This is a genomic window from Reichenbachiella agarivorans (assembly GCF_025502585.1).
GTDB lineage: Bacteria > Bacteroidota > Bacteroidia > Cytophagales > Cyclobacteriaceae > Reichenbachiella > Reichenbachiella agarivorans.
The window spans coordinates 3,186,616-3,211,514 of the sequence record NZ_CP106679.1; the positions used below are offsets into that span (position 1 = coordinate 3,186,616).

Here is a 24,899-nt window from a genome sequence, read left to right on the forward strand (position 1 = left end):
ATTAGGATTGATATGATTAAAGGATAATAAGGTTATAAAGGAAGGATTTTGAAACACGAAGAATTAACGCATAAGATAATAGGCTGTGCAATGAAGGTGCATAGCACATTGGGTAATGGGTTTCAGGAGGTCATTTATCAGCGTGCTTTGGCTATTGAAATGGAGAATCAGGGTTTGGGTTATCAGCGGGAAATGCAAATGACCATTTTCTACGAAGGCATTGAGATTGGTACGCGTAGAGTCGATTTTTTCGTGGAAGACAACATCATGGTGGAGTTAAAAGCATTGATAAAATTGGAGGAGGTGCACTTAGCACAAGCCATGAATTACTGTCATGCCTACAACCTGCCCATCGGACTCCTAATAAATTTTGGAGCAAAAAGCCTGGAGTTCAAGCGAGTTTATAATGTAAATCACCAGGAAAACGAAGCTTACAAGAAAGAAATCCTAAAATCATCCCATCCTAAAAATCCTAATTCAGACCAATGAGTAAGGAGAAAAAATTAATACCAGCGTTGCGGTTTCCTGAGTTTGTGAAGGATGGGGAGTGGGGGGAGAATACTTTGGAGGAAGTTGCAACATTCACAAAGGGTAAGGGCGTATCAAAAGCCGATATCGTTGTAAATGGAAAATTGCCTTGTATTAGATATGGTGAACTTTATACCCATTATAATGAAACAATAAGAGATATTAAGTCATATACCAATTTAGACGCCAAAGATTTAGTTTTAAGTGAAGGTAACGATGTGATTATTCCTGCATCTGGTGAAACTCAAATTGATATTGCAACTGCTTCTTGTGTTCTGGAAGCAGGAATTGCGCTCGGTGGTGATTTGAATATCATCAGAACAAAGATAAATGGGGTTTTTCTTGCCTACTATTTAAGTAATGCTAAGAAAAAAGATATTGCAACAATGGCTCAGGGGATTGCAGTTGTCCATCTATACCCGAATCAGCTAAAGACATTATTGATAAATATTCCCAAACCCCAAGAACAACAAAAAATCGCCTCCTGTCTTTCTTCTTTAGATGAGCTGCTAGCTGCCCACAACGATAAGCTGGACGCCCTCAAAGACCACAAAAAAGGACTACTGCAAAACCTATTCCCGCAAATGTCTGAATTAGGATTTGCAAGATTAAAGGATGAAAGGATTTATGAAAATGAGGATCATACAATCTTAAAATCTACAAATCCTAAAAATCATAATTCAGACAATATTCCCAACTATCGTTTTCCTGAGTTTGAGAAGGATGGGGATTGGGTGGAGACAAGACTTGATCAACACATTGAAGTGGTCTCAGGGTATGCATTTAAAAGTGAATTTTTTTCAGAGAAAGGAAGAAAACTAGTAACTCCAAAAAACTTTACAAAGGAAGGGAAAGCAAGCTTTGATGAAAGAAATACGAAATACACAACTGAAGAGTTTGATTCCAAATACTTATGTGTGGCCGATGATCTTCTACTATTATTAACGGACTTAACTCCATCATGTGAGCTTCTTGGTAAACCTATTCTTTTGAAACAAGAAGATGGAGAGGTATTACTAAACCAGCGGATAGTAAAGGTAGGAATTAAGTCAAATCTTAATAAGAGATTTCTGTTACAATTTTTCCTAACTAATCACTTTCACAGGAGAGTAAAAAGCACCGCTTCGGGTACTACAGTTCGTCATAGTTCTAATAAAATAATACTAGAAACAGATCTATTATTACCTGACAACCCTGCGGAACAGCAAAAGATAGCTTCCTGTCTTTCAGCAGTAGATGAACTTATCACTGCCCAAGCGGAGAAAATAGCGCAATTGCAATTGCATAAAAAGGGATTGATGCAGGGATTGTTTCCTAAGCTTAACAAGTAAAAAATGAGTGATTTAGTACCAAGTAGCCATTTTATACTCTACACTACCCCCAAAGGAGAAGTGCGGTTGAGCGTGCTTTTGGAAAATGAAACCATTTGGCTTACCCAGGAGCAAATGAGTACTTTGTTTGAGCGAGAGCGCAGTGTCATTACCAAGCACATCGGCAATGTGTTCAGTGAGGGTGAGCTCGAAGAAAAAAGCAATGTGCAAATTTTGCACATTAGTGGTTCTGATCGTCCCGTCAAGTGCTACAACCTGGATGTAATCATTTCGGTAGGCTACCGTGTGAAGTCGCAGAGAGGCACCCAATTCAGGATTTGGGCTACTCAAAAATTAAAAGAGTATATCATCAAGGGATTCGTCATGGATGATGAACGCCTGAAACAAGGAGAAACTGTTTTTGGCAAAGATTATTTTAAAGAGTTATTAGAGCGTGTTCGTTCCATTCGTGCTAGTGAGCGCAGGATTTACCAGCAGATTACGGACATTTTTGCAGAATGCAGCATCGATTACGACCCACAATCTGAGATCACCCACGGTTTTTATGCCATGGTGCAAAACAAATTTCATTTTGCCATCACAGGGCAGACCGCAGCAGAAATTGTTTGCAAAAATGCTGACGCTACGAAGCAAAATATGGGCCTCACCACATGGAAAAATGCTCCAGTTGGCCGAATCCTAAAATCTGATGCCTCCATAGCCAAAAACTATTTGCAAGAAAAAGAAATAAAACAACTGGAAAGAACGGTTTCGGGCTATTTCGACTATATCGAGAATTTGATAGAACGAGAAAACACGTTTACGATGACTGGTTTGGCAAACAGCGTAGATAAATTTTTGAATTTCAATGAATTCAAGGTTTTGGAAGGAAAAGGATCTATGTCCCATCAACAGGCTGTTGAAAAAGCAGGAAAGGAATATGAGCAATTCAATAAGTCTCAAAAAATCATCTCTGATTTTGATAAAGAAATCAAGAAACTCAAAGGGAAATAAATGGCACAAAAAGAACAACACAAAAAACTAGGCGATACACTTTGGCGAATTGCAAATGATCTAAGAGGTGCCATGAATGCGGATGATTTCCGTGATTACATGCTTTCATTTTTATTTTTACGCTACCTATCGCACAATTACGAAGAGTCCGCCAAAAAGGAGCTTGGGAAAGACTATCCCGAAAATACTCCAGAGGAGAAAAGAACGGACGGGTTTGTGCCACCACCACTTGAGAAATGGTATGAAACCAATGAGGGAGATGTTCCTGAATTTGAAAAGCAAATGCGCAGGAAAGTGCATTATGTGATCAAACCTACATATCTATGGAGTAACATCACAGAATTAGCACGTACTCATAACGCAGAACTGTTAGAAACGCTCGGAGAGGGCTTTCGACATATCGAAAACGAATCTTTTGAAAGCAGCTTTCAGGGCCTGTTCTCAGAGATCAACCTGAACTCTGAAAAACTCGGAAGAACACCTCAGGACAGAAACAAAAAGCTCTGTACCATCATCCAGAAAATCGCAGAAGGCATTGCTGATTTCTCTGCCGATACCGACACCCTGGGCGATGCGTATGAGTATTTAATCGGTCAGTTTGCAGCGGGTTCGGGCAAAAAGGCAGGGGAGTTTTATACGCCTCAACAAATCTCAACGATCCTTTCAGAGATTGTGACCTTAGACAGTCAAGACCCAGCCAACCCTACTGGGCCTAAAAAGAAATTCGACAAAATATTGGATTTTGCCTGTGGTTCGGGTTCGTTGCTACTGAATGTCAGAAAGCGGATCAAAGACAATGACGGTACTGTAGGCAAAATTTATGGACAGGAAAATAATATAACTACCTACAACCTGGCTCGAATGAACATGCTCTTGCATGGCATGAAAGACACAGAGTTTGAAATCTATCACGGCGACACTTTAAAAAACCAATGGGGTATTCTAAACGAAATGAATCCCTCCAAGAAAACAGAATTTGATGCCATTGTAGCCAATCCACCTTTTAGTTTGCGATGGGAACCCAACGATACCATGGCGGAAGATTTCCGATTCAAAAGCTATGGTTTAGCACCCAAGTCAGCGGCCGATTTTTCTTTCTTGTTACACGGTTTTCATTTCCTAAGTCAAGCAGGCACAATGGCCATCATTTTGCCACACGGAGTTTTATTCCGTGGAGGAGCAGAGGAGCGCATCCGCACCAAACTTCTGAAAGACAAAAACATTGATACCGTCATTGGTTTGCCTGCTAATTTGTTTTACTCCACAGGCATTCCGGTTTGTATTCTCGTACTGAAGAAATGTAAAAAGCAAGATGATGTATTGTTCATCAATGCCAGTGAGCATTTTGAAAAGGATGGACGTTTGAATCGCTTGCGTGAAGGAGAAGATGATGAACCGAATGACATTCAAAGCATTGTAGAAACCTACAAATACAGAAGGGAGGCAGAACGCTATTCTCGTCGAGTGTCCATGGAAGAAATCGAATCCAATGGCTACAACCTGAATATCTCAAGGTATGTGAGTACATCAGAAGACGAAATACAAATTGACTTAAAAGAGGTCAATGATAAATTGATAGACATAGAAAAGAAAATCAACAAAGCAAGAGACGAGCACAATGCATTTTTGAAGGAGTTGGGGTTGCCGAAGATATGAGATTCGGACAAACTAGAAGTCTGTATTCTAAAGATAAAACAGGTATTAAAGACTCACTGACATAGTACTGGCTAGTTGAGTATGAACCCCAAATTACCCTCTTCCAAAAACCCGCGCAGGTTTACTCCAAAACATAGTGTGGTTTGTGTGAAAGTCTGCTGTGGTTTGTGCGAAAGTCTGCCTAGGTTTGGGAGAAAACCTGCCTAGGTTTGTGAGAAAGTCTGCGCGGATTGAGAAAAAGTCTGCACGGGTTTGGGACAAAATCTGCGCGGATTTGAGAGAAAGTCTGCGCAGATTTGAAGCAAAGTCTGCACGGATTTGAGGCTAAGTCTGCGCAGACTTTGAGGGGTATGTAACTAGGCCCTTTTTGATGACTAACCTACTTACTTAACTAATTGAATTACAGTTAGTTAAAGTCTTGAAGTGGAAATTTTACTAAGCACTTGATTTTTAACATATTTTGGCATTTTTTAGTGCGTTTTTGGAACGGAAATTGTTCTCCACAAAATGTCTTCAGACACATCGAAAAGGCCACTCGATAACCCCGTTTGTCTTCACTCAATTTGGTTAACAGTTCTGCTGTTTTCATCTCAAGTGTGGACAAGCACCCCGCTTTCGCAAGCACACGCACCGCACAGTCTCACTACGCATAGTTACGACCTAGCAAAGCACCCATTTGATGCAAGTATCAGTTATTACTTCGCAAAACTCCGACAGGCTTTGTCAGTTTTTGCAAGGTTGACCCTACGCAGAGTAGGAGTGTCCGTGGTACGTCTTGCCTGCGAAGCAAAGTTGAACTCATTTTTCACATTTTAAATTTTAAAATCATGTCTATCATGTATAAAGCTGTACCTAAAGCACAACCGGGAGTGGTTGGCGGAGGTCAAATCAAGTATTACGCGAGCATCGTTCGTGAGCGCCCCGTGAGCATCCGAAAGATCGCTACGGAAATCTCCAAAATGACAAGTTTGCATACCACCGATATATTTGGGGTGCTAGAGTCATTCTTGGATCGTTTGCACACCTATCTCGAAGAAGGCCGCATTGTGAAGCTTGGAGATGTGGGTAGTTTTTCACCCGCTATTGCTAGCTATGCAGAGGATCTACTAGAGGATGTAGACAAAAGAACGATCAAAAGGCTCAAGGTCAATTTTCGACCAAGCATGGAGCTAAACGAGAGATTGTCAACTATAAAGTTTGTAAAACAGCAAGATGATCCGATTGAATAAGTGTTTGCAGCCTATGACCAGCGCGAGAGGCCTCATGGGGAAACAACGATACCGTTTTGTAGAATGGTAATGGGTTGTTTTTCCGTGACGGTCTCTTTTTTTGGACAGTGGGTAGGCAATGAAACTGGTTTCGATTAATTCAACAGCGTATCTAGGTGTCTGGGGTCATTTTCGAGGCTCAACAATAGGGAAGAATCACATGATGGTAGGTGATGAAAAACGTTTCTATTTGACAGTATTCCCATATTTGATGATCACTTTCATCTCTACAGCAGTCGTCTAGCATAGCACCGTCAGTAGTGTAGCTTGTTCACTTACTATCCTCGGATATAGGGCATTATATTTTGAATTTTATGTATTCTACTCAGTGTCAATGTGAATTGAGGCAAATCATAATTTTGAGATGCTAAATTTTTAGTTACTTTTGAAGAATTGAAATAACCAACTAACAATGAAAACCATCTATACTATTTTTATAGCACTTCTATTTATGCTGTCCTGTGCTGGACACAAAGTAGAAACCATCTCAGCCAAAGAATTTCAGGAAAAATACAAAACTCAATCAGAAGCAGTACTCTTGGATCTTCGGACCAGCGAAGAAATCAGCGAAGGAATGATCGAAGGGGCAACTCAACTTGATTTTCACAATCCCGAATTCAATGATGAGTTGCTTGAATTGGATAGGTCGAAGACCTATTTTGTGTATTGTGCTGCTGGTGGCAGAAGTGGTCGTACAGCCCAAATCATGAGAGAAAATGGCTTTACCTCTGTTTATGATCTGGATGGAGGCATCTCCAACTGGAAAGAATCGGGACTACCGGTGGTCATGAACATCAAGGATACAACAGGTAATTGAGCCTTTTCGTCTTAAAGTCATCTAATTCTTTTGCCCAACTTTGCTTGATTTCAGACTCCGTTTGACCAGCTTTGATCTGTTCTTCTAGTTGATTATTACCAGCAAGTTTGCTAAAAAATGAATTAAAAAAGCCTTCTGGGGTTTTTTGATACATGTCAATAAGGTAGCTCAGGTTGATGCTTGTTAATCTTGGGGCAGATCGTAAGTCTGTGCCGTAGCATATTGAATTTTCGTGGGGAGGATGCAAAGAATAGCCCGGCATGCTGACTGGTTGGAAACTAAAAGTCCCCAAACTGCTGTCTCCAGGATATCCATATACCTGAAAGGGGTCAGGAGTTCCTCTGCCGAGACTGATTTTGGTACCTTCAAAAAGACAAAGACTAGGGTAGAGGTTGATTGCCTGGTCATTGGGTAGATTAGGAGAGGGAGCAATCGGTAGGCTGTATCCTAGGTCATGCGTCCAGTTTTGGAGAGGGATAATCTCGATATTGAGCGTTTTTTTCGTACTCAGCCATTGTTCCCCAAGGATCATTTGGGCAAGTTCTCCAGCTGTCATCCCATATACTATAGGAATCGGATGCATGCCCACGAAGGATTCAAATCCTGGTTGAAGCACTGGACCATCCACATAGTGCCCGTTGGGGTTGGGTCTGTCCAAGATGATGAATTGCACATCATTCTCAGCGCAGGCTTCCATCATATAGTGCATGCTACTGATGTAGGTGTAGAACCGAGCACCCACATCCTGTATGTCATAGATTACAGCGTCGAGTCCAGCGAGCTGTTCAGGACTCGCTTTTTTGTTTTTGCCATAGAGAGAAATCACACGCAAACCTGTTTTTTCATCTCGGTCATCTTTGACCAGCTCGCCATTGCCTTGGTTGCCTCTGAACCCATGCTCTGGAGCAAATATCTTTTCTACCCGAATGCCTAATGATAGGAGAGTATCCACAAGGTGAGTCTGGTTGACATAGGAGGTATGATTGACGAGCAATCCAACCTTCTTGTTCTGCAATAGGGGCAGGTACTTGTCAATTTGCTCAGCACCCAACACTATTTTGTCAGTCGATTTTTGCTGAGCGCTGCATGAGTTGAGAGGAAAGCACAGCAGAAAGAGCCCAATCATCAAATAGTATTTCTTCATATTGTCATGTGCGTTCATACAAAATTGGCTTAATTTACGTCCCAACATCAAAGTAGCAAGATTCTATCACATTGAACTTTCCCTATTTCATATCTGGAAGATTATCTAAGGATGTCAATTCATCGTTTACCAGTATTATTTCAAAATTAGCAGTAGTTAGCATCACTTTGAGTCTTTCTGCTATGATTTTGGCTTATTTTATACTTGGAGGTTTTCAAAAGACGGTCAGAGATAAAATATACAATTTCAAAGGTCATCTTGAAATCACCAAATATACTTTGGGTTCTTCATTTGATGATAATTTTATCAGAGTAGACACGGATTTTATAGAGGGGCTGCATCACTACGAATTTGTGGATCACACCCAGTCCTTTGCCTACAAAGCAGGGATGCTCAAGACCCAAGAGGAAGTAGAAGGAGTGGGACTCAAGGGAGTGAGTCATGACTTTGATACATTGAGATTCAAAGAGAATATGGTAGAAGGCAGATTTATAGCTTTTACCGATTCTGCATATTCCAAAGAAGTAGTACTGAGTAGACGCATCGCTAACAAACTCAGGCTGCACGTAGGAGACAAGGTGACGGTTTATTTCGTCCAAAATCCTCCTAAATTTAGAAGGTTGGAAATCGTAGGTTTGTATGAGACGGGGTTGGAAGAAATAGACAAATCCATGGTGCTGGCTGATATTGATTTGATCAGAAGGTTGAACAATTGGGATGATACCCAAGTCGGAGGTGTGGAGATATTTGTCAAGGATGGGTATGATATGGATCAAGCAGAGGAGACCATGTATGCTGATCTAGATTCATACTTATATGTAGACAAGGTAAAAGAAAAGTACATGCAGATATTTGATTGGTTGGATTTGCTTAGTCAAAATGTATCTGTTTTTCTCATTTTGATACTCGTCGTGGCGTGTTTCAACATGGTGTCTATCTTACTGATTCTCATTATGGAGCGAACCTATATGATAGGTGTATTCCAGGCGATAGGAGCGACACGTCAACAGATCAAAAGGGTATTCTTATACAATGGAATGCGTTTGGTTTTGCAGGGTTTGTTGTTTGGCAATGGTGCAGCACTTTTGTTTGCTTTTGTCCAAGATCGCTTTCATTTGATTCCGTTGGATCCGGTCAATTATTACATGAGCTTTGTCCCTATCCAATGGAATTTTGAGGCACTGATTTATTTGAATGCCTTGACTTTTGTGATTGTTTTGTTGGCCTTGCGTATCCCGCTGATGGTGATTACCAAAGTCAACCCAGTCACTGCGTTGAAATTCGATTGACGATTTCAAGGCGATAAGTAACATTTAGCAAGATTATACGATAGTACACAAGTGCAAATATCAGAAGAAGACATATTAGGGCGAATAGCGAGTGATGATCAAGGCGCCTTTGAGCAGATATTCAGGTTGTATTACAAGGATCTTTCTAGATACTGTCTCAAATATGTCAGAGATGAACATGTGGCAGAAGAATTGGTACAAGAGGTCTTTATCAATATCTGGGATCGTCGCTATTCACTGAAGATCAATACTTCAGTCAAGGCCTACCTATTTACGGCTGTTCGAAACCGCTCCTTTAATTATATCAAGCTTCAGATTCCCAAAGAGCAAAGGAAGGTAGATGTGGACGGAATGGTTGATCTGAGCGGTTCTTTGTCTGAAAACAGAGAAGAAGAGTTAGAGTTTGAGGAATTGCAAGTTTATGTGCAAAATGCTATCGACTCATTGCCTCCCAAATGCCAGCTGATCTTTAATCTGAGCCGCAACGCTGGCATGAGTTACAAAGAGATAGCAGAAGAATTGGACTTGTCAGTTAAAACAGTGGAAAATCAAGTGGGATTGGCTTTGAAAAAATTGAGGGTACAGCTTCATCCTATTTGGGACAAAGTATTCGTTATGATAGTCTTAAATTTTTTGTGAAAATTATCGGGTAAGATTGGGGGATGATGCAAAACTGATTGACCTACAAGTGAATGATGGAAAGTATGCAAAATATCGAGCTGAAAATACAGCAATATCTGAGCGGAGAGTTATCCCAGGAGGAGAAGGCAGAAGTGTTGGATTGGGCAAATTCGTCTGAAGCTAATCAAGCCATGCTTGATAAATACAGCAAACTCTATGATCTATCAGTGGTGGATTGTGATTCGTTCCATCCTGATGTCGACAAGGCTTGGTGTTTGGTACAAAGCAAGTTAGTCCCCAAAGCGAAACAATTTTTCTTGTTTTCCCCAACAGTGTACAAGATTGCCGCTGCGGTGGTAATGGCAGTGGGTCTTGCTTTCTTTTCGGTTTCGTATTTTCTACAACCCAATTTGATAGCACTCAAAACTGGAGAAGGGGAAGTGATTCAGGTAGTGTTGCCAGATGGTACAGAAGTAATTGTCAATGAAAAGTCTTCCTTTAAATACCCTGAAGAGTTTGGAGAGGGGTCTAGGAAAGTTTACTTGTATGGGCAAGCGTTTTTCAATGTGGCAAGAGATGAAGCACACAGTTTTAAAATTATTGGATTGTCTACAGTTACGGAAGTATTGGGGACCTCATTTGATTTGATAGCCAAAAGAACATACAATCATATTAATGTTGTGTCAGGTCAGGTATCTTTTAAATCCAAGGAGACGAACAAGAAAGTGGTCTTGTCTATGGATGAAAGAGCCGTATATACTGAATCTAAAATGGAAGTCTTTCAAGGACTTGATAATAGTACCTTAGCATGGAGATTAGGAGAGCTAAACTTTCAAAGTGCTCCTTTGGCACAGGTTGCTGCAGTTTTAGAAAAGCACTACAATGTCAAAATTAGGTTGGAAGGCAATATTGGAGCCTGCTTGATCACTTCCAAATTTCAAGGGAAAACCATAGAAGAAGTATTGTCAATTCTAAAACTAATAGCCAACATAGAATCGTCTCAAGAGGGAAATTTATTGATTCTTTCTGGACCAAGCTGCTAAGTAGCAGTTTATCACTATATTTCGTCAATATCGATACATTCATTACTCTTTGTTGAATTGATACTCAATCCTTGTATAAATTTGATCTCAAATCGAATTTGTAGCGACAGGATTGAGAAAAACATACCTTCTAACCCTATTTATTTTATTACTCTCTCTTCCCAGTGAGATTTGTGCCCAAATTGATGTCCTCAATCAAGAAATTGTACTGTCCAAAAAAAAGTATCAAGTGAGGACATTGTTGGAAAGGGTACTCCCTGCACATAACATATCGATTTCCTATCACGACAACATTGTCCCGCTGGACAAGTCAATCGTATTTGACTCCAAAATCACTAGGTTGAAATTCATCTTAACCAAGATCTGTGAGAATGAAAATTTGAATTATGAAGTTGTCAATGATCAGATTGTTTTAAAGTATTATGAACGACCTAAGAGCGAATACAAATACACGATCGATGGGGTCATCAAAGACATCGAATCTGGTGAGATACTGATCGGGGCATCGGTATATATCAAAGAAATAGCCTCGGGAGTATCCTCCAACGCCTACGGATATTATTCATTGACCTTGCCTAGAGGTAAATATGAGGTAGAAGTGCGGTACATAGGTTATGAAACGAAGTATTTCAGTATCGACATGTTCAAGAATGTCAACAATGACATAGAACTCAAACCTCAATCCATAGAAATGGAAAGTTTGCAAATCGATGAAAGAAATCCGATGGATATCAAGGCTCATAGCATTTTGTCAAGCACCAATCGGATAGATATGGAGATGGCTGAGCGAATACCCTATTTGGGAGAGGTAGATGTTTTTCAAGGATCATTGCTGTTGCCAGGTATTACCAATATAGGTGAAGGCGTGTCAGGAGTGAATGTGAGAGGAGGTAGCTCGGATCAAAATTTGGTCATGTTGGACGAGGCAGTGCTATACAGTTCCAATCATTTTTTTGGATTGATTTCAGTTTTTAATCCAGATGCTGTCAGTGATGTGGAGATTTTGAAAGGGGATTTCCCAGCCAAATATGGAGGAAGAAACTCTTCGGTCATGCACGTACGTCAAAAAGAAGGGAATGAGAATGATTTTCACGTTTCTGGAGGTTTGGGATTGATTACTAGCAGATTGATGGTAGAAGGTCCAGCCTTGGATCAAAAACTTACTTATTTGTTTTCAGCACGGAGTACTTTTTGGGACTTGATATTGAGGAATCTTAGTGACCCATTGTTCAATGACATCAGAGCTAATTTTCAAGATGTGAACGGAAAATTTAAGTACAACATCAATTCAAACAACAAAGTCTATTTGTCTGGCTATTGGGGAGCAGATGCGACCAAGTATGGTACCGATGCTTTGCAGAAGTGGGGCAATTCAATTTCATCGTTGAGATGGAATCATATATGGAAGAACAAGCATTTTTTTAATACAACCTTTTATCACAGTGGCTATCGCTACAGTGTCATCGAAACTCAGGAATTTAGAGATTATGAAGGACGAGCCACGATCAATGATTATGCTTTGAAAATGGATGTGACTAGCTATCTTAACCCTAGAAATATACTAGACTGGGGAGTGAGTGCGATATGGCATGATTTGTTGCCTGGTGAATTGGTCTCAGGTAGTTTGGATACCTCTGGTGATGATGTTTCACTTCCAGATGAGAGAGGGTTGGAGTCAGCCATTTATGTTTCTTCTGAAAACCGGATTGGGAGTAGATTGACTTCTTCTTTAGGTTTCCGATTGACCAATTTTCGTAACCAGGGAGCTTCCGATGTCTATGTATATCAGGAAAATCAACCAAAGAGCCATGCAACAATAGTCGATACACTGCGAGCCAATACGAAAGAGAATGTGAAAAGCTACTGGAGGCTATTACCTAGAGGTACTTTGAAGTTTCAATTGGGAGAGAACTCATCTACCAAGTTGAGTTACACCAGTTCTATTCAATACATGCACTTGTTGTCCAATACTACGTCTCCTTCTTCGTCAGATGCTTGGGTAATGAGTGGATACAACATTCTGCCCACTTTTATGCAGCAGTACACTACTGGTATATATCGGTACTTTCCTTTGATTGATATGAATGCCTCTGTTGAGTTGTATTATAGGAATTCTGAAGATGTGGTTGAGTACAAGAATGGAGCGAACTTGGTTTTCAATCAAACAGTAGAAACAGAGTTGATCTATGGTTCAGAAAGAGCCTATGGGGTGGAGTTTTTTGTAAAGAAGACTTTTGGTAGATGGACGGGTTGGGCTGGATATACCTTGTCCAAAGTTGAGAGGAAGTTTGAAAACAAGTTTGAAGAGTTGGAAATCAATGAAGGAAACTATTATCCTTCTGATTATGATCGGACACATGATTTTGCACTGACAGTTGTTTTTGAGATGAACAAGCGTTGGTCAATTTCTTCCAACTTTGTGTACTACACAGGACGGCCGTATTCGTTTCCAGACTCTAAATATGAGATAGACGGGATATTGGTGCCTAATTACCCAGATCGAAACCATGACAGATTGAGTAATTATCACCGCTTAGATCTGGCAGCTACCTATCAAATCAGTCCGTACAAGAAATCAGGAGAAAAGAGAAAGTATGAATCGGACTTGGTGTTTTCTGTATATAACCTCTATGGTAGGAAAAATACACAAGCCTACTTTTTTACAGCAGATGAAGACAATCCTAATCAATCTTCTACTCAGAAATTGTCTGTTTTGGCTTTCCCTGTTCCTTCAATCACATACAATTTTAGGTTTTGATCATGAAGTTTACCCAATACATAAGGTTGATTGTTGTCGGAGTGTTATGGTCTCTTGCAGGATGCATTGAACCTGTTTCGCTGGAGTTAGGTTCTGGTCAATCCGATTTTGTGGTTTTTGGATGGTTGACCAATCAGGATGAGCAATACCAAATTAGTTTGACGAAAAGTAATGGGTTTAATGACAGGGAAGCTTACCCCCTGGTTAATGATGCGCAGGTATATGTTTACTCAGGATCTGGAGCTAGATATCGTTTTGTGGAAGAGAAGAATTCGGGTATATACTTTCCTGAAGATGATGGATTCATAGGTGAAGTAGGAGAGAGTTACCTCTTGTATGTGATCGTTGAGGAAGATACTTTAGTATCTACGACAGAGTATCTTATGCCCCTACCAAAAATTGATTCCTCATTTGTCAGTTTCGTTGTGGACCCTAGTCGTTTTGAGGTACAGGAGAATCAAGCAAATTACTATGTGTCTGCGATGATCCAAGATCAACCTAATGTTAGGAATTATTTCAGATGGAAAGTGTATGTCAACGGTGTCTTGAGGAATACACCCTCAGAGTTGGTTCTCTTTGATGATTTGTTTTTGGATGGCAATAGGTTCCGAGTAGATGCCAACAATGTGCTGTTTAAGAAGGGAGACTCCGTCAGTGTGGTTCAATATTCCTTGTCAGAGCAGGCATATAACTATTATGTACAACTCAAGGGTCAAACAGATAATAGTACGCTGACACCAAACGCAAAACCAAGTATACTAGAAGGAAATATTAGTAGTCTGAGTTCTCCTGAAATCCAAGTGTTTGGATATTTTGGAGCTTCTGAGGCTCAAGTTGTTTCAGGAATCCAGCAGTAGATAGGTAAAATTCTTAAAATTCAAAATGAGATTTATGCTCATGTTTTTTAAATCTCAATCAATCAACTTTGCACAAACAAACCTATCAAAGATGAAGAATAGAAAGTTCGTGATGATGATGTTGGTATTGGTGTGTCTTCTAGTGATCAAGAAAGTGACCGATGACAATCAGACTGAGAAAAAGCACGCGGCTTCATTCACTTTGAGATAGAATTAATTCTCTTTTTTCACGACCAGTGATTCATTGGCATACCCCAATGCATTGAAACGAATTCGTAGATTTTGATCTTCATACAAGCTATCACATCTTAGTTTGTATTCAAAAAATTTTTCATTTCTATTGTGGAGCAGGATTTGATATGGTTTCCCAAGGATATCCATTACTTCACTCTCTCTAAGTCCTGATAAAGTTTTATTTACTTCAGCAATCTGCTCAACGACTGTGTTTCTGTAATCTCCACAAGTTTTGATATCTTCCGCCCAAAGTGCTGAATCTATTGTAGTTTGCTCCAAATGTTGCTTGCCTCTGCAACTAAAAAGTAGGGCACAAAATATGAAGAAAACAATATACTGTTTAGTAGAATACATGTGGTTTTATGGGTTTAATTGATTGAAAAAGCTATTGATATTAGGTTAGATAAAATATTTTACCCAATTCAATAGTGCAATATTACTGGTAATATTATTGTATTTTACAAAGCTTACGATTAAGTTGTAAAGTCAAATTAATTCTCTACATTTACTGACGAGAATTAATAATACAGTATTTTATAATATCAACAATAAGATTGACTATGGCTCAAGACAAGCTTAACCAAGGATCAGAGGAAGAAAAAAAATCGTCAAAAGATCTTTCCGATGATGATTTCGGGTTGCCTGATTTAGAATTTGATGAATTACAAGAGTTGGATATGTCCTTTGATGATGAGGAGTCTGACGAAGAGATTTCATCTCCTGAAAAATCAAATACTAAGGTGCCATTTTCTGGGTCTGATGACATAGACATGAGTGTACTTGATGATATTGATGTATCAGGGAGTTTTCATAGTGACATGGACGAAGGAGTTGATTTAGATTCTGTATTGGATGAAGGTATCGAAGAAGTTGAAGATGTTCTAGATAGTGCTCAGCTCATATCTGATCGTTTAGGTGATGATGAGGAAGAAGATTCATTGAGTACAGATTTTGGAAGTAGCATGAATTATGACGATCTGTTAGGAGACTCAGATACGGGTGGTTCTATTTTCGAGAGTGATGATGTAGAAGACACTGCTGGTGCAAGTGATGATTTTGATGAACCAGTCATGTCAAGTGATGATTTATTGGCTAGTATTGATAGTCCAGATGATTTGGCTGCATTGGGGATTGCTGATGATGACGATGACGAATTGGATTCTGGAGATTCATTGTTCTCTGCCGACATAGAATCAAGTGATTCTGATATTGACTCTTTGTTTGATGCTGATAGCGTATCATATGGATCGTCCAATGATGATGACGATGATTTTTCCCCTTCCGATGATAAAAAATTGCCTGATAATTACAAGGCATATACTTATAATGAGTCTTCTGGAGGTTTCACCAAAATCATCGTGATCGGTGTGGTAGTTATAGCTGTTATTGCTGCGGGAATGCTGTGGTTGTCTGGAGGACAAGATGCTGAAAAGAGCACAGTGGCAAAGACTGAGAAACAACCGCCTGTATTGAAGAAAGAAGTTGCCGAGCCTGTAGTGACTGAAGAAACTCCAGTCGTAGCTGAAAATGCAGAAGAAACGCTCGAATCTACGACTGATAAACCAAAACCAAAATTGGCAGCAGCTAGCTCTGCCCCTGCAGGTCAGATTGAGAAAGTAAGCTCTAAGACAGGTCAGTCCTATGTGATTATAGGTAGCTTTATTGATGAAGATTTGGCTATGGATTATGCAAATAAATTGAGTGCAGATGGCAAAGGAGTAAAAATCATTCAACCTTTTGGCGACTCAAAGAGATACAGAGTATCGGTGGCTGACTTTCCATCCTATGGAGATGCTGCTAGTCAATTGAATAGCTTTAAAGACGAATTTGGTTCGCAAGTTTGGGCATTGAAATACTAATTTTAGTTAGATAAAAATATAAATTTAAAAAGGTCATTTCTGGCCTTTTTTTTGTTTAAACTAATGATATGAAAATACTGAGTATGATTTTGATTTCTGTATTGCAGGAGTTACCTGTAGATGAAACATTGGTAGAACCTATAGCAGAAGTATCGGTTCTGGATTTATTGTTCAAGGGCGGTTATATGATGTTGCCCATCTTGTTGTTATCCCTTTTAGGTACTTACATTTTGGTTGAAAGACTGTTGACTATCAAGGCAGCGAGTCAGACTCCAGATAGTTTGATGGACGAAGTAAAGCATATGGTAGTTGCTGGTAAAGTAGCAGAAGCCCAAAGTGTTTGCGCCAGAGATTCTACACCGATCGCCAAAATGCTGGAAAAGGGCTTGTCTCGAATTGGGAATCCTTTGAAAAGCATCGAGGCATCAATAGAAAACGTAGGTAAAATTGAGGTCTACAAATTGGAGAAGAATCTCACCCTGCTAGCGACTATTTCTGGTGCAGCACCCATGATTGGTTTTTTAGGTACAGTTACGGGTATGATTCAGGCATTTATGTCAATAGCACAGGAGGAAGGAGCTGTCAGTCCAAAGCTGTTGTCTAGTGGTATATATGAAGCCATGATTACTACTGCAGCGGGTTTGTTTGTAGGGATCATTAGTTATATCGCTTACAATTATTTGATTACCAAAGTGGGCAAGTTGATTCATAAGATGGAATACACTTCTATCAACTTTATTGACCTCCTCCAAGAACCACAGAAGAAATAATACGGATACATGGACATTAAAAGCAAACATAAGGTAGACGCATCATTTGCTATGTCATCCATGACAGATGTGATCTTTTTGTTGTTGATATTTTTCATGTTGACTTCATCATTTATCACTCCGTCTGGACTTCCAGTCAACTTGCCTACCAGCAAGAGTTCAAATATTGTGATGCAAAAGGTGAGTGTGACTATTACGCCTGATTTACAATATTTTGTCAACGAAAGGAAAGTGAGCCTTGATGGGTTAGAGCAGGCTTTGAAAGCTGAGCTGAATGAGAAAGAAGGGGTCGTAGTCCTTCATTGTGACAAGTCTGTTCCTGTAGAGCACCTAGTCAATGTGGCAAGTATTGCGACCAAATTAGAAGCGAAGATATCCTTGGCTACCAAGCCAGACTAAAAATGGATCTGAACGAGAAAAAAAATAAGATAACGAGTGCTTACATCAGTGTAGGGGTACATGCTGTGCTCATCATGTTGTTCTTTTTCATGATGGCATGGACTGAGCCAGATCCACCGATACCAGAGTACGGCATAGAATTCAACTTGGGCAATGAAGTAATCAGTGATTCTGAATCTGACCAGCCTGTCAAGGCAGATGAAATAGCCAAAGTCGAAGAAGTAAAGGAAACAGAAGAAGCAGAGGAGGTGACAGAAAAGGCAGAGACTGCTTCTCAAGAAAAAGCACAAGAAACAGAAGCTACTTCTACTGACAAAGTGGTAGATGAAGTCGCGAAGACTGAGGATATCAATAGCCCTGATGTAGTAAAAAAAGTAGAGGAGAAGGTTGTCAAGAAAGAACCTGTCAAAGAAGAGAAAAAGACTGAAGTCAAAGAAAAAGAGGCAGTAGAAAAGAAGGAAGAAGCCAAGGCTACTACCACCAATAGTCAACCTAAGGTGGATGACAGAGCGATTTACAAAAAATCAGAACCAGGAGGAGGTAGCGGCAACAAAGGTGCTAGTCTAGATTTGAGTGGTTGGATGTGGGATTCTAAGCCCAATCCTAATGATCAGTCTACAGAAGAGGGTTATATCATTTTTGAAATTACTGTTGATGGTGATGGCGAGATTATAAATGTAAAGGAGCTGCAAAAAACTGTATCACCAGCGGTAGCAAACGTGTATAAAAAATCGATTACAGAATTGACATTCAGTAGAACTTCAGATAACCGCAACACTGCTTCTACATCCACGGGTAAAATTACATTTGTTATCAAATCCAACTAAAATTATGAATTATCAGGAGTCTTTGGACTTCCTCTATGAGCAGTTGCCGATTTTTCAAAGGATAGGAAAAGCTGCTCTCAAAAAGGATTTGACCAATACGCTCGTTTTGGCTGAGGCTCGTTCCAACCCGCATCATGGCTTCAAATCGATTCACATAGCAGGTACCAACGGCAAGGGGTCTACAGCGCATATGTTTGCCTCAGTATTGCAGGAGGCGGGCTACAAAGTTGGCCTATATACTTCCCCACATTTGAAGAGCTTTCGAGAGAGGATTCGGATCAATGGAGAAGAAATTGACAAAGATTTTGTGGTTGATTTTGTTGAGAATTGTAAATCACTGATGCTGGAAGTGCAGCCTTCTTTCTTTGAGATGACTGTCATCATGGCATTCGAATATTTTGCCAAGCAAAATGTAGACGTAGCAGTGATCGAAGCAGGTTTAGGGGGGAGGCTGGATTCTACCAATGTAATCTCACCAGTATTGTCAGTGATTACTTCTGTAGGACTAGATCATGAGGATATATTGGGACAAGGCATCGTCAATATTGCCAAAGAAAAATCTGGGATCATCAAGTCCAATACTCCCATAGTATTAGGTAGCTTAACAAATGAGGCACACCAAGTCATGAAAGATCAAGCCATGATCAAGCATGCTACTCTCGTAGATGCTCATGAAGGATTTGTACTCTCCCAATCAGAGAACAGGTCACTTTCTTTGATAGAAACAGCAACTGGGGATCAGTATTCTTTTGATTCGGAGTTGGGAGGAAATTCATTGCTGAAAAACGTACCTGTTATCATCAAAGGCATAGAGCAATTGCGTTCCAGTGGTTTTCACATCTCAAAAGAAAATGTAATCAACGGAGTAAACAAGGTAGTCTCTAATACAGGACTGAAAGGTCGCTGGCAACTCGTCAGGGAGAACCCCACAGTGATAGCTGATATCGGACACAATCAAGAAGCCTTGGAGGAGTTGATGCTTCGATTGAGCCATACGAAGAAAGAAGGAACAAAACTTCATGTCGTATGGGGAATGGCTGCTGACAAATCCATCGAAAAGATATTTGATTTGCTATTGAAGGATGCTCAGTACTATTTTTGTGCAGCGAAAATCCCTAGGGCTTTGTCTGTTGATGATTTGCAGAAGTATGCTAAGCAATATGATCTGACTTATCATTCGTACGAATCAGTAGATCAGGCATATGAAGCTGCGCTGAAGAATGCCAGCGTGGAGGATTTGATCTTTGTAGGAGGGAGTACATTCGTAGTAGCTGAAATAAAAGATTTATAGTGGGAAGAAAGAAATTAGAGAGGTTTGCTGACAATGCAGTAAGATACAATGTGGTCGAGGCGGGCAAGGAGTGTTATGGCCAATTGGCAGGAAAATGGAGGTCAGAGCATTTCAAGAATGATCACGAATTGGTGGTGGAGTTGGGCTGTGGCAGAGGCGAATACACGACTGGATTGGGCGTGAATTTTCCTGAAAAGAATTTTGTAGGAGTGGATGTGAAAGGTGCCAGAATCTGGGTAGGAAGTAGCTATGCTGTCAAAAACCAGATGGAGAATGTTGCTTTTTTGCGTACACAAATCGAACAGATTGATACGCATTTTGCCGAGAACGAAATCTCAGAGCTTTGGGTGACTTTCCCTGACCCAAGACCCAAAGACAAGGATGAAAAAAGACGATTGACTTCCCCCAGATTTATGGAGATGTACCGAAGCTTGTTGGCTGAGGATGGTTGGTTGAAGTTCAAGACAGATAGTACGTCATTGTTTGATTACACGTTGGAGTTGATACAAACTGGTCAGGTCAAAGTCAAAAACTTATCTCATACCCATAACTTGTACGAATCTGAGTTTATGAATGAGCATTTTGGAGTGAAGACCAAGTATGAGCAACTCTTCTATGACAAAGGGGAAGATATCAAGTATCTCAAGTTTCAGTTTGCTTAACTCACCACCAAAGCAATACCTGGGTACACTTTCTTGAAGTTATTGGTAAAGATGATTTCTGGTCCGACCTTAATATGGTTGTTGATGTTCTTGTGAACGCTTGCCTTGATGGTTTGTTTGTCAAACAAGCTACTGTCTCCAGAGTTGATTCGGTAGCCGACTCTGGCTCCCCAACCTGATGACTTGCTATTTTTTCCTTTGATGTCATATTCTAGATTGACGTAGTATGAGGGAATAGCTTGGTTGACAACTTTAGACTCTGGAGAGTGCTCTTGATAGAAAGTCATCTGACCAGAGACTCCCAAACTCAACTGTTGGACATGCGTGGTTGATTCAATTTTTAGTATGGGAGCACTGATTCCGATTTCTGGTGATGCACCTATGTTGCTGATGGCGAGTGATCCAAAAAAGTTAGGTTTGAATTTTTCTACAATAGGAAAAGAGGTTTTTTTTTCCGCTTCTTTTGCTGCAACTGCTGGTATGGTTTCTTTGTGATCATACACAATAGTGGGTATTGAAGCGACTGTCAAAGGTCTCAGTGTTTCTGCTATACCTTTTGAATTCATACGACAGATTGACGATTCTTTAGAAGTAAGTGCTATTTCTGTCTTGATACGATTGAGTGGGGCAGAGCCCATTTGTTTTTCAATTGCGGGTTTTGATATTTTGTCGAAATGCAAAAGGTCAAGACTACCTGCAATGAGTAGGGAGATAGAAGTTGCCATGGCAAAGAACCAAGTCAAAATTCGTTTGTCTACTTCTGAGAGCTTTTTAGAAAGATTCTCCCAAATGCTGGCCTTTTTCGAAGTACTAAGAAACAAGTGGTCAGCAGTTTTGCTTGCATTTTGACAAACGCGATCAATTAGATTGATATTTTTCGTGCTTTGGTGTTGATCGTTCATGATTGATACTTATTAAATGGCTCCAATGTGGACAAGTGATTTGATCAATGAAGCCCTTGCTTTACTGAGTTGAGATTTGGAAGTGTTTTCGCTGATTCCGAGTTTTTCTCCAATCTCTTTATGACTGTAGCCTTCTATGGCATACATGTTGAATACTGTCCTATAACCTTTCGGAAGTTTTTTGATCTGTTCAAGAATGTCTGTTTCTATCAAATTGCTGTCTATGCTATCTGCGTATTTCATTTTCTCATCACTTTGGTTGATTTCAACCAAGTGGTGCTTTCTTTTTCTCAGCAGCATCAGAGATTCATTGACTACTATTCTTTTCATCCATCCTTCCAAACTTCCTTTTCCTCTGTATTCAAATGTGTTGATCTTTGAGAAGATTTTTAGAAATCCTTCCGTGACGGCATCCTCCGCTTCCGCTTCGTCTGAAAGATATCGAAAGCAGATACCGTAAAACTTGCTAGCATACTTCTCATATAATATTTTTTGAGCCGCAGCGTCGAAAGCTTTACATCCCTTAATTAGTTCCCCTTCATCCAATTGATATGAATGTTTAATGTTATGTTCTTGATTGAGTAATGCGTGCAATGTGAATATGGTTGCTCGTGATAATTTATTTTCTGTAAATTATGCGGCACACCCATACGCAGCTGTTAACGGGGAGTTAAAAGATGTTAAGCACTGTTAAGGAGAATCAAGAATTTACATTCTGTTGAAGTACAGAAATGTAATGTAGCAGCCAAATCCTATTAGGTACAATAGACCTTCGGCACGGTCAAGCTTATATTTTTGAAGTGTAAACATGAAAAGGAAGAGCATAAATGATCCAATCATGACGATGTACAAATCAATGTTGAGGTCAATATCAAAACTTAATGGTGCATGAAATACAGCTGTAGCCCCTAGTACCAATAGGATATTGAAGATATTGGAGCCTACGATGTTTCCAACTGCCAAATCTGATTTTTTGTGAAATGCTGCTACTGCGGTGGTGGCTAATTCAGGCAAAGAGGTACCTGCCGCCAAAATGGTCAAACCAATCAATTTTTCACTCCACCCAAAATGATGTGCAATGATGATCGAATTGTCAACGATCATTTGTCCACCAAAAGTCAGCCCAGCCAAGCCAAAAATGATCATCAAGGTGGTCTTGAGCGTACTGTGCATTTCGATTTCGTCCATGTCTCCTCCTGTATCTCCAGTTCGCTTCATGTTTTGAAATACATAATACAGAAAGCCAAGGAACATGATGAGAAGAATAATACCGTCTAATACACTGGCTTCATTTTGTTCTGCTCCAAAAATCAATTGGTCATTGACGAGTATGAATAACACAACTGTTGCTACCAAAGAATAGGGGACTTCTTTCCAAAGTGCATTTTTTTGAACGGTAAGTGGATAGATGACACTAGAGATGCCTAGGATTAAATAAGTGTTGAAGATATTAGAACCAATGATGTTGCCAAAAACTACGTCGTTGTGACCGCCAGAGCCAGATATCAGATTGACTACCAATTCAGGAGCAGAGGTGCCCATCGCTACGACTGTTAGTCCTATGGCGATATCAGAAACATTGTATCTCTTGGCGAGGGAGGAAGCTCCATTTACTAAGTAGTCAGCACCTTTGATCAACAAAACAAAGCCGACAGTAATAAGTAACAATGGAATGACCATATAGCGTTATTTAATGATTGGATGGTTCAAGTATTAGAATTGAAATATAAATATATCTCATAATACTTTAAGACTATTTCATGAATTATTGGGTCATTTTTGGGTAGCTAAAATAGGTATTTCTCTTATTGTTATTATAGTCCTAAAATATATTAGGCGAGTTCTATTTTGTGAGTAAGCTGTTTTTTGGCAGGTTTTTGTTTGGTTGCGTTTGTGTAGGGAAAGAACTTGGCCTTATAGGCCAAGTTCTTTCTTGATAGAGTCTATTTTTTTCGTCAACTCTTGTTTTTGAGCATCTATACCAGTTGTGATACCACCTTTGGATTTTACGCTGAAATAGAACTTGATTTTTGGTTCTGTCCCTGAGGGTCTCAGGGACACTTTGCTGCCATCTTCTGTCAGGAACTGCAAGACATTGGATTGAGGAAAGTCGATCTTAGTCTTGGTACCTGTCTTGAGATCAGTAGCCTCTCCCAGTTGGTAATCAAGCAGGGTAGTGACTGGTGAGCCTCCCAGCTGTGTAGGTGTGTTGGTTCTGGCATCACTCATCATCTGTTGGATTTCTTCTGCACCTGATTTTCCTTTCTTGGTCAAGGAAGACAATGATTCCCAATACATACCAAACTGGGCATAGATGTCTTCTAGTAGATCCATGACACTTTTGCCATTGTCCTTGGCCCAGGCAGCCATCTCTGCAATCATCGCACAGGAGGCGATGGCATCCTTGTCTCGCACTTTGTCGCCGATCAAATAACCGTAACTCTCTTCACCACCTCCGATGAACTCTTTCTTTCCTTCAAATTCCTTGATCAATCCAGCGATGAATTTGAATCCAGTCAAGGTATCATAGCTTTCAATGTCAAAATGAGTAGCGATGTCTTTAATCAATTCAGTGGTCACGATGGTTTTGACAATGAATTGCTTGCCATTCAATTTGTTGTTTTCTTTCCACTTGATGCAGAGGTAGTAGATCAACAAAGAACCAGTTTGATTACCATTTAGCAATTCAAATTTTCCTTCTTTGTTCTTGACGGCAATCCCCACTCTGTCTGCATCAGGGTCTGTTGCCATGACCAAATCAGCATCTAACTCTTCTGCTCTTTTGAGTGCAATGCTCATGGCTTCTTGTTCCTCTGGATTAGGATAGACTACCGTAGGGAAGTTGCCATCTGGCTGTGCTTGTTCTGCAACTACATTTACATTTTTGAATCCGAGTCGTTCTAAAATCGTCGGAACCAAAGTGATCCCTGTACCATGTATCGGAGAGAAAACAATGGCAAGATCAGATTGATTTTTGATCGCGTCTGGAGATAGGCTCAATGCCTCCAAAGTAGCCAAATACTTTTCGTCTATGTCTTGGCCTATTTTGACAATCAATTCAGGTTTTTCGTCAAACTTTACATGGTCAAAACTTCCTACATTTCTTACCTCATCAATGACATTGGTATCGTGTGGGGCAATCATCTGTGCACCATCATCCCAATAGGCTTTGTATCCATTGTATTCTTTGGGGTTGTGTGAGGCAGTCAGTACTACGCCACTTTTGCAGCCTAGCTCTCTGATCGCAAATGAAAGTTCAGGAGTAGGTCTGAGGCTTTCGAATAGGTAGACTTTGATGTCGTTGGCGGAGAATACTGCGGCTGTGGTTTGAGCAAAGAAAGCACTGTTGTTTCTACTATCATAGGCGATGGCAACAGAGATTTCTTCACCTTTGAATTCTTTTTTGAGGTAATTGGCCAGTCCTTGTGTGGCTACACCGATAGTGTATTTGTTCATACGATTGCTACCCAATCCCATGATGCCGCGCAAACCGCCTGTACCGAATTCAAGCTCTTTGTAGAATGAATCGATCAATTCAGTTTCATTGCCAGTTGCAATCATGTCCTTGATAGATTGCTTGTCAGCAGCGTCAATGTTGCTATTGAGCCACTTGTCGATTGATTCTTGTATGTATGCTTCCATGTTAGTAG

23 protein-coding genes are annotated in these 24,899 nt (G+C 40.1%); 17 read left to right on the forward strand and 6 right to left on the reverse strand.

All coding sequences use genetic code 11. The features are described 5' to 3' along the window. Nucleotides 1-48 precede the first annotated feature (48 nt). From N6H18_RS13485 to N6H18_RS13510, 6 genes are all read left to right on the forward strand, one after another. A complete protein-coding gene (locus N6H18_RS13485; RefSeq protein WP_262308801.1) occupies nucleotides 49-489 on the forward strand; it encodes a GxxExxY protein in 441 nt (146 codons plus the stop codon). Beyond that, nucleotides 486-1,859 carry a restriction endonuclease subunit S gene (locus N6H18_RS13490; protein ID WP_262308802.1) on the forward strand — a complete coding sequence of 458 codons (1,374 nt, stop codon included), beginning with the start codon at nucleotides 486-488 and terminating at the stop codon, nucleotides 1,857-1,859. The genes N6H18_RS13485 and N6H18_RS13490 overlap by 4 nt, the downstream gene beginning before the upstream one ends. A 3-nt stretch (nucleotides 1,860-1,862) precedes the next feature. Continuing rightward, nucleotides 1,863-2,852, forward strand: a complete 990-nt coding sequence (gene rhuM / locus N6H18_RS13495) for a virulence RhuM family protein (RefSeq protein WP_262308803.1) — start codon at nucleotides 1,863-1,865, stop codon at nucleotides 2,850-2,852. After that, on the forward strand, nucleotides 2,853-4,508 hold the full coding sequence (locus N6H18_RS13500; protein WP_262308804.1) for a type I restriction-modification system subunit M: 1,656 nt from the start codon (nucleotides 2,853-2,855) through the stop codon (nucleotides 4,506-4,508). It abuts the gene before it with no gap. An 836-nt stretch (nucleotides 4,509-5,344) separates the two neighbouring features. Then, on the forward strand, nucleotides 5,345-5,737 hold the full coding sequence (locus N6H18_RS13505) for an HU family DNA-binding protein (protein WP_262308805.1): 393 nt from the start codon (nucleotides 5,345-5,347) through the stop codon (nucleotides 5,735-5,737). A 451-nt stretch (nucleotides 5,738-6,188) separates the two neighbouring features. Further along, nucleotides 6,189-6,593, forward strand: a complete 405-nt coding sequence (locus N6H18_RS13510) for a rhodanese-like domain-containing protein (protein WP_262308806.1) — start codon at nucleotides 6,189-6,191, stop codon at nucleotides 6,591-6,593. Here the strand turns inward: N6H18_RS13510 and N6H18_RS13515 are convergent. After that, a complete protein-coding gene (locus N6H18_RS13515; RefSeq protein ID WP_262308807.1) occupies nucleotides 6,571-7,755 on the reverse strand; it encodes an exo-beta-N-acetylmuramidase NamZ family protein in 1,185 nt (394 codons plus the stop codon). The genes N6H18_RS13510 and N6H18_RS13515 overlap by 23 nt on opposite strands. A 53-nt stretch (nucleotides 7,756-7,808) precedes the next feature. Here N6H18_RS13515 and N6H18_RS13520 point away from each other — a divergent pair, with 53 nt between their 5' ends. From N6H18_RS13520 to N6H18_RS13540, 5 genes are all read left to right on the forward strand, one after another. Beyond that, nucleotides 7,809-9,026, forward strand: coding sequence for an ABC transporter permease (locus N6H18_RS13520; protein WP_262308808.1), 1,218 nt, complete (start codon nucleotides 7,809-7,811; stop codon nucleotides 9,024-9,026). A gap of 51 nt (nucleotides 9,027-9,077) precedes the next feature. Next, a complete protein-coding gene (locus N6H18_RS13525; RefSeq protein WP_262308809.1) occupies nucleotides 9,078-9,665 on the forward strand; it encodes an RNA polymerase sigma-70 factor in 588 nt (195 codons plus the stop codon). A 53-nt stretch (nucleotides 9,666-9,718) separates the two neighbouring features. After that, nucleotides 9,719-10,690 carry a FecR family protein gene (locus N6H18_RS13530; protein WP_262308810.1) on the forward strand — a complete coding sequence of 324 codons (972 nt, stop codon included), beginning with the start codon at nucleotides 9,719-9,721 and terminating at the stop codon, nucleotides 10,688-10,690. 229 nt (nucleotides 10,691-10,919) lie between these two features. Beyond that, entirely contained in the window at nucleotides 10,920-13,448 is a 2,529-nt protein-coding gene (locus tag N6H18_RS13535) for a TonB-dependent receptor (protein WP_262308811.1), read from the forward strand. A gap of 2 nt (nucleotides 13,449-13,450) precedes the next feature. Continuing rightward, entirely contained in the window at nucleotides 13,451-14,305 is an 855-nt protein-coding gene (locus N6H18_RS13540) for a DUF4249 domain-containing protein (RefSeq protein WP_262308812.1), read from the forward strand. A gap of 213 nt (nucleotides 14,306-14,518) precedes the next feature. On the opposite strand, the gene N6H18_RS13545 is transcribed toward N6H18_RS13540, so the two are convergent. Next, nucleotides 14,519-14,893, reverse strand: a complete 375-nt coding sequence (locus N6H18_RS13545) for a hypothetical protein (protein ID WP_262308813.1) — start codon at nucleotides 14,891-14,893, stop codon at nucleotides 14,519-14,521. Nucleotides 14,894-15,099: 206 nt separating this feature from the next. Here N6H18_RS13545 and N6H18_RS13550 point away from each other — a divergent pair, with 206 nt between their 5' ends. The 6 genes from N6H18_RS13550 (at nucleotide 15,100) to trmB (ending at nucleotide 20,347) form a co-directional block, all read left to right on the forward strand. After that, the gene (locus N6H18_RS13550) at nucleotides 15,100-16,398 is read left to right on the forward strand and encodes an SPOR domain-containing protein (protein ID WP_262308814.1); all 1,299 of its coding nucleotides are present in this window, start codon (nucleotides 15,100-15,102) and stop codon (nucleotides 16,396-16,398) included. Nucleotides 16,399-16,466: 68 nt separating this feature from the next. Further along, nucleotides 16,467-17,168 (forward strand): MotA/TolQ/ExbB proton channel family protein, encoded by a 702-nt coding sequence (locus N6H18_RS13555; RefSeq protein WP_262308815.1) that lies wholly within the window; start codon nucleotides 16,467-16,469, stop codon nucleotides 17,166-17,168. A gap of 9 nt (nucleotides 17,169-17,177) precedes the next feature. Continuing rightward, the gene (locus N6H18_RS13560; protein WP_262308816.1) at nucleotides 17,178-17,567 is read left to right on the forward strand and encodes an ExbD/TolR family protein; all 390 of its coding nucleotides are present in this window, start codon (nucleotides 17,178-17,180) and stop codon (nucleotides 17,565-17,567) included. Between the two features lie 2 nt (nucleotides 17,568-17,569). After that, nucleotides 17,570-18,394: a hypothetical protein gene (locus N6H18_RS13565; RefSeq protein WP_262308817.1), complete on the forward strand. Its 825-nt coding sequence runs from the start codon at nucleotides 17,570-17,572 to the stop codon at nucleotides 18,392-18,394. 4 nt (nucleotides 18,395-18,398) lie between these two features. Further along, the gene (locus N6H18_RS13570; protein WP_262308818.1) at nucleotides 18,399-19,685 is read left to right on the forward strand and encodes a bifunctional folylpolyglutamate synthase/dihydrofolate synthase; all 1,287 of its coding nucleotides are present in this window, start codon (nucleotides 18,399-18,401) and stop codon (nucleotides 19,683-19,685) included. Then, nucleotides 19,685-20,347, forward strand: coding sequence for a tRNA (guanosine(46)-N7)-methyltransferase TrmB (trmB, locus tag N6H18_RS13575; protein ID WP_262308819.1), 663 nt, complete (start codon nucleotides 19,685-19,687; stop codon nucleotides 20,345-20,347). Before N6H18_RS13570 ends, trmB begins: the two co-directional genes overlap by 1 nt. On the opposite strand, the gene N6H18_RS13580 is transcribed toward trmB, so the two are convergent. The 4 genes from N6H18_RS13580 to N6H18_RS13595 form a co-directional block, all read right to left on the reverse strand. Continuing rightward, nucleotides 20,344-21,249, reverse strand: coding sequence for a hypothetical protein (locus tag N6H18_RS13580; RefSeq protein ID WP_262308820.1), 906 nt, complete (start codon nucleotides 21,247-21,249; stop codon nucleotides 20,344-20,346). The two genes, trmB and N6H18_RS13580, sit on opposite strands and share 4 nt — an antisense overlap. Nucleotides 21,250-21,261: 12 nt before the next feature. Next, a complete protein-coding gene (locus N6H18_RS13585; RefSeq protein ID WP_262308821.1) occupies nucleotides 21,262-21,795 on the reverse strand; it encodes an RNA polymerase sigma factor in 534 nt (177 codons plus the stop codon). Nucleotides 21,796-21,957: 162 nt separating this feature from the next. Continuing rightward, nucleotides 21,958-22,929 (reverse strand): calcium/sodium antiporter, encoded by a 972-nt coding sequence (locus tag N6H18_RS13590; protein ID WP_262308822.1) that lies wholly within the window; start codon nucleotides 22,927-22,929, stop codon nucleotides 21,958-21,960. Nucleotides 22,930-23,163: 234 nt separating this feature from the next. Beyond that, the gene (locus tag N6H18_RS13595) at nucleotides 23,164-24,891 is read right to left on the reverse strand and encodes a phospho-sugar mutase (protein WP_262308823.1); all 1,728 of its coding nucleotides are present in this window, start codon (nucleotides 24,889-24,891) and stop codon (nucleotides 23,164-23,166) included. Nucleotides 24,892-24,899 lie beyond the last annotated feature (8 nt).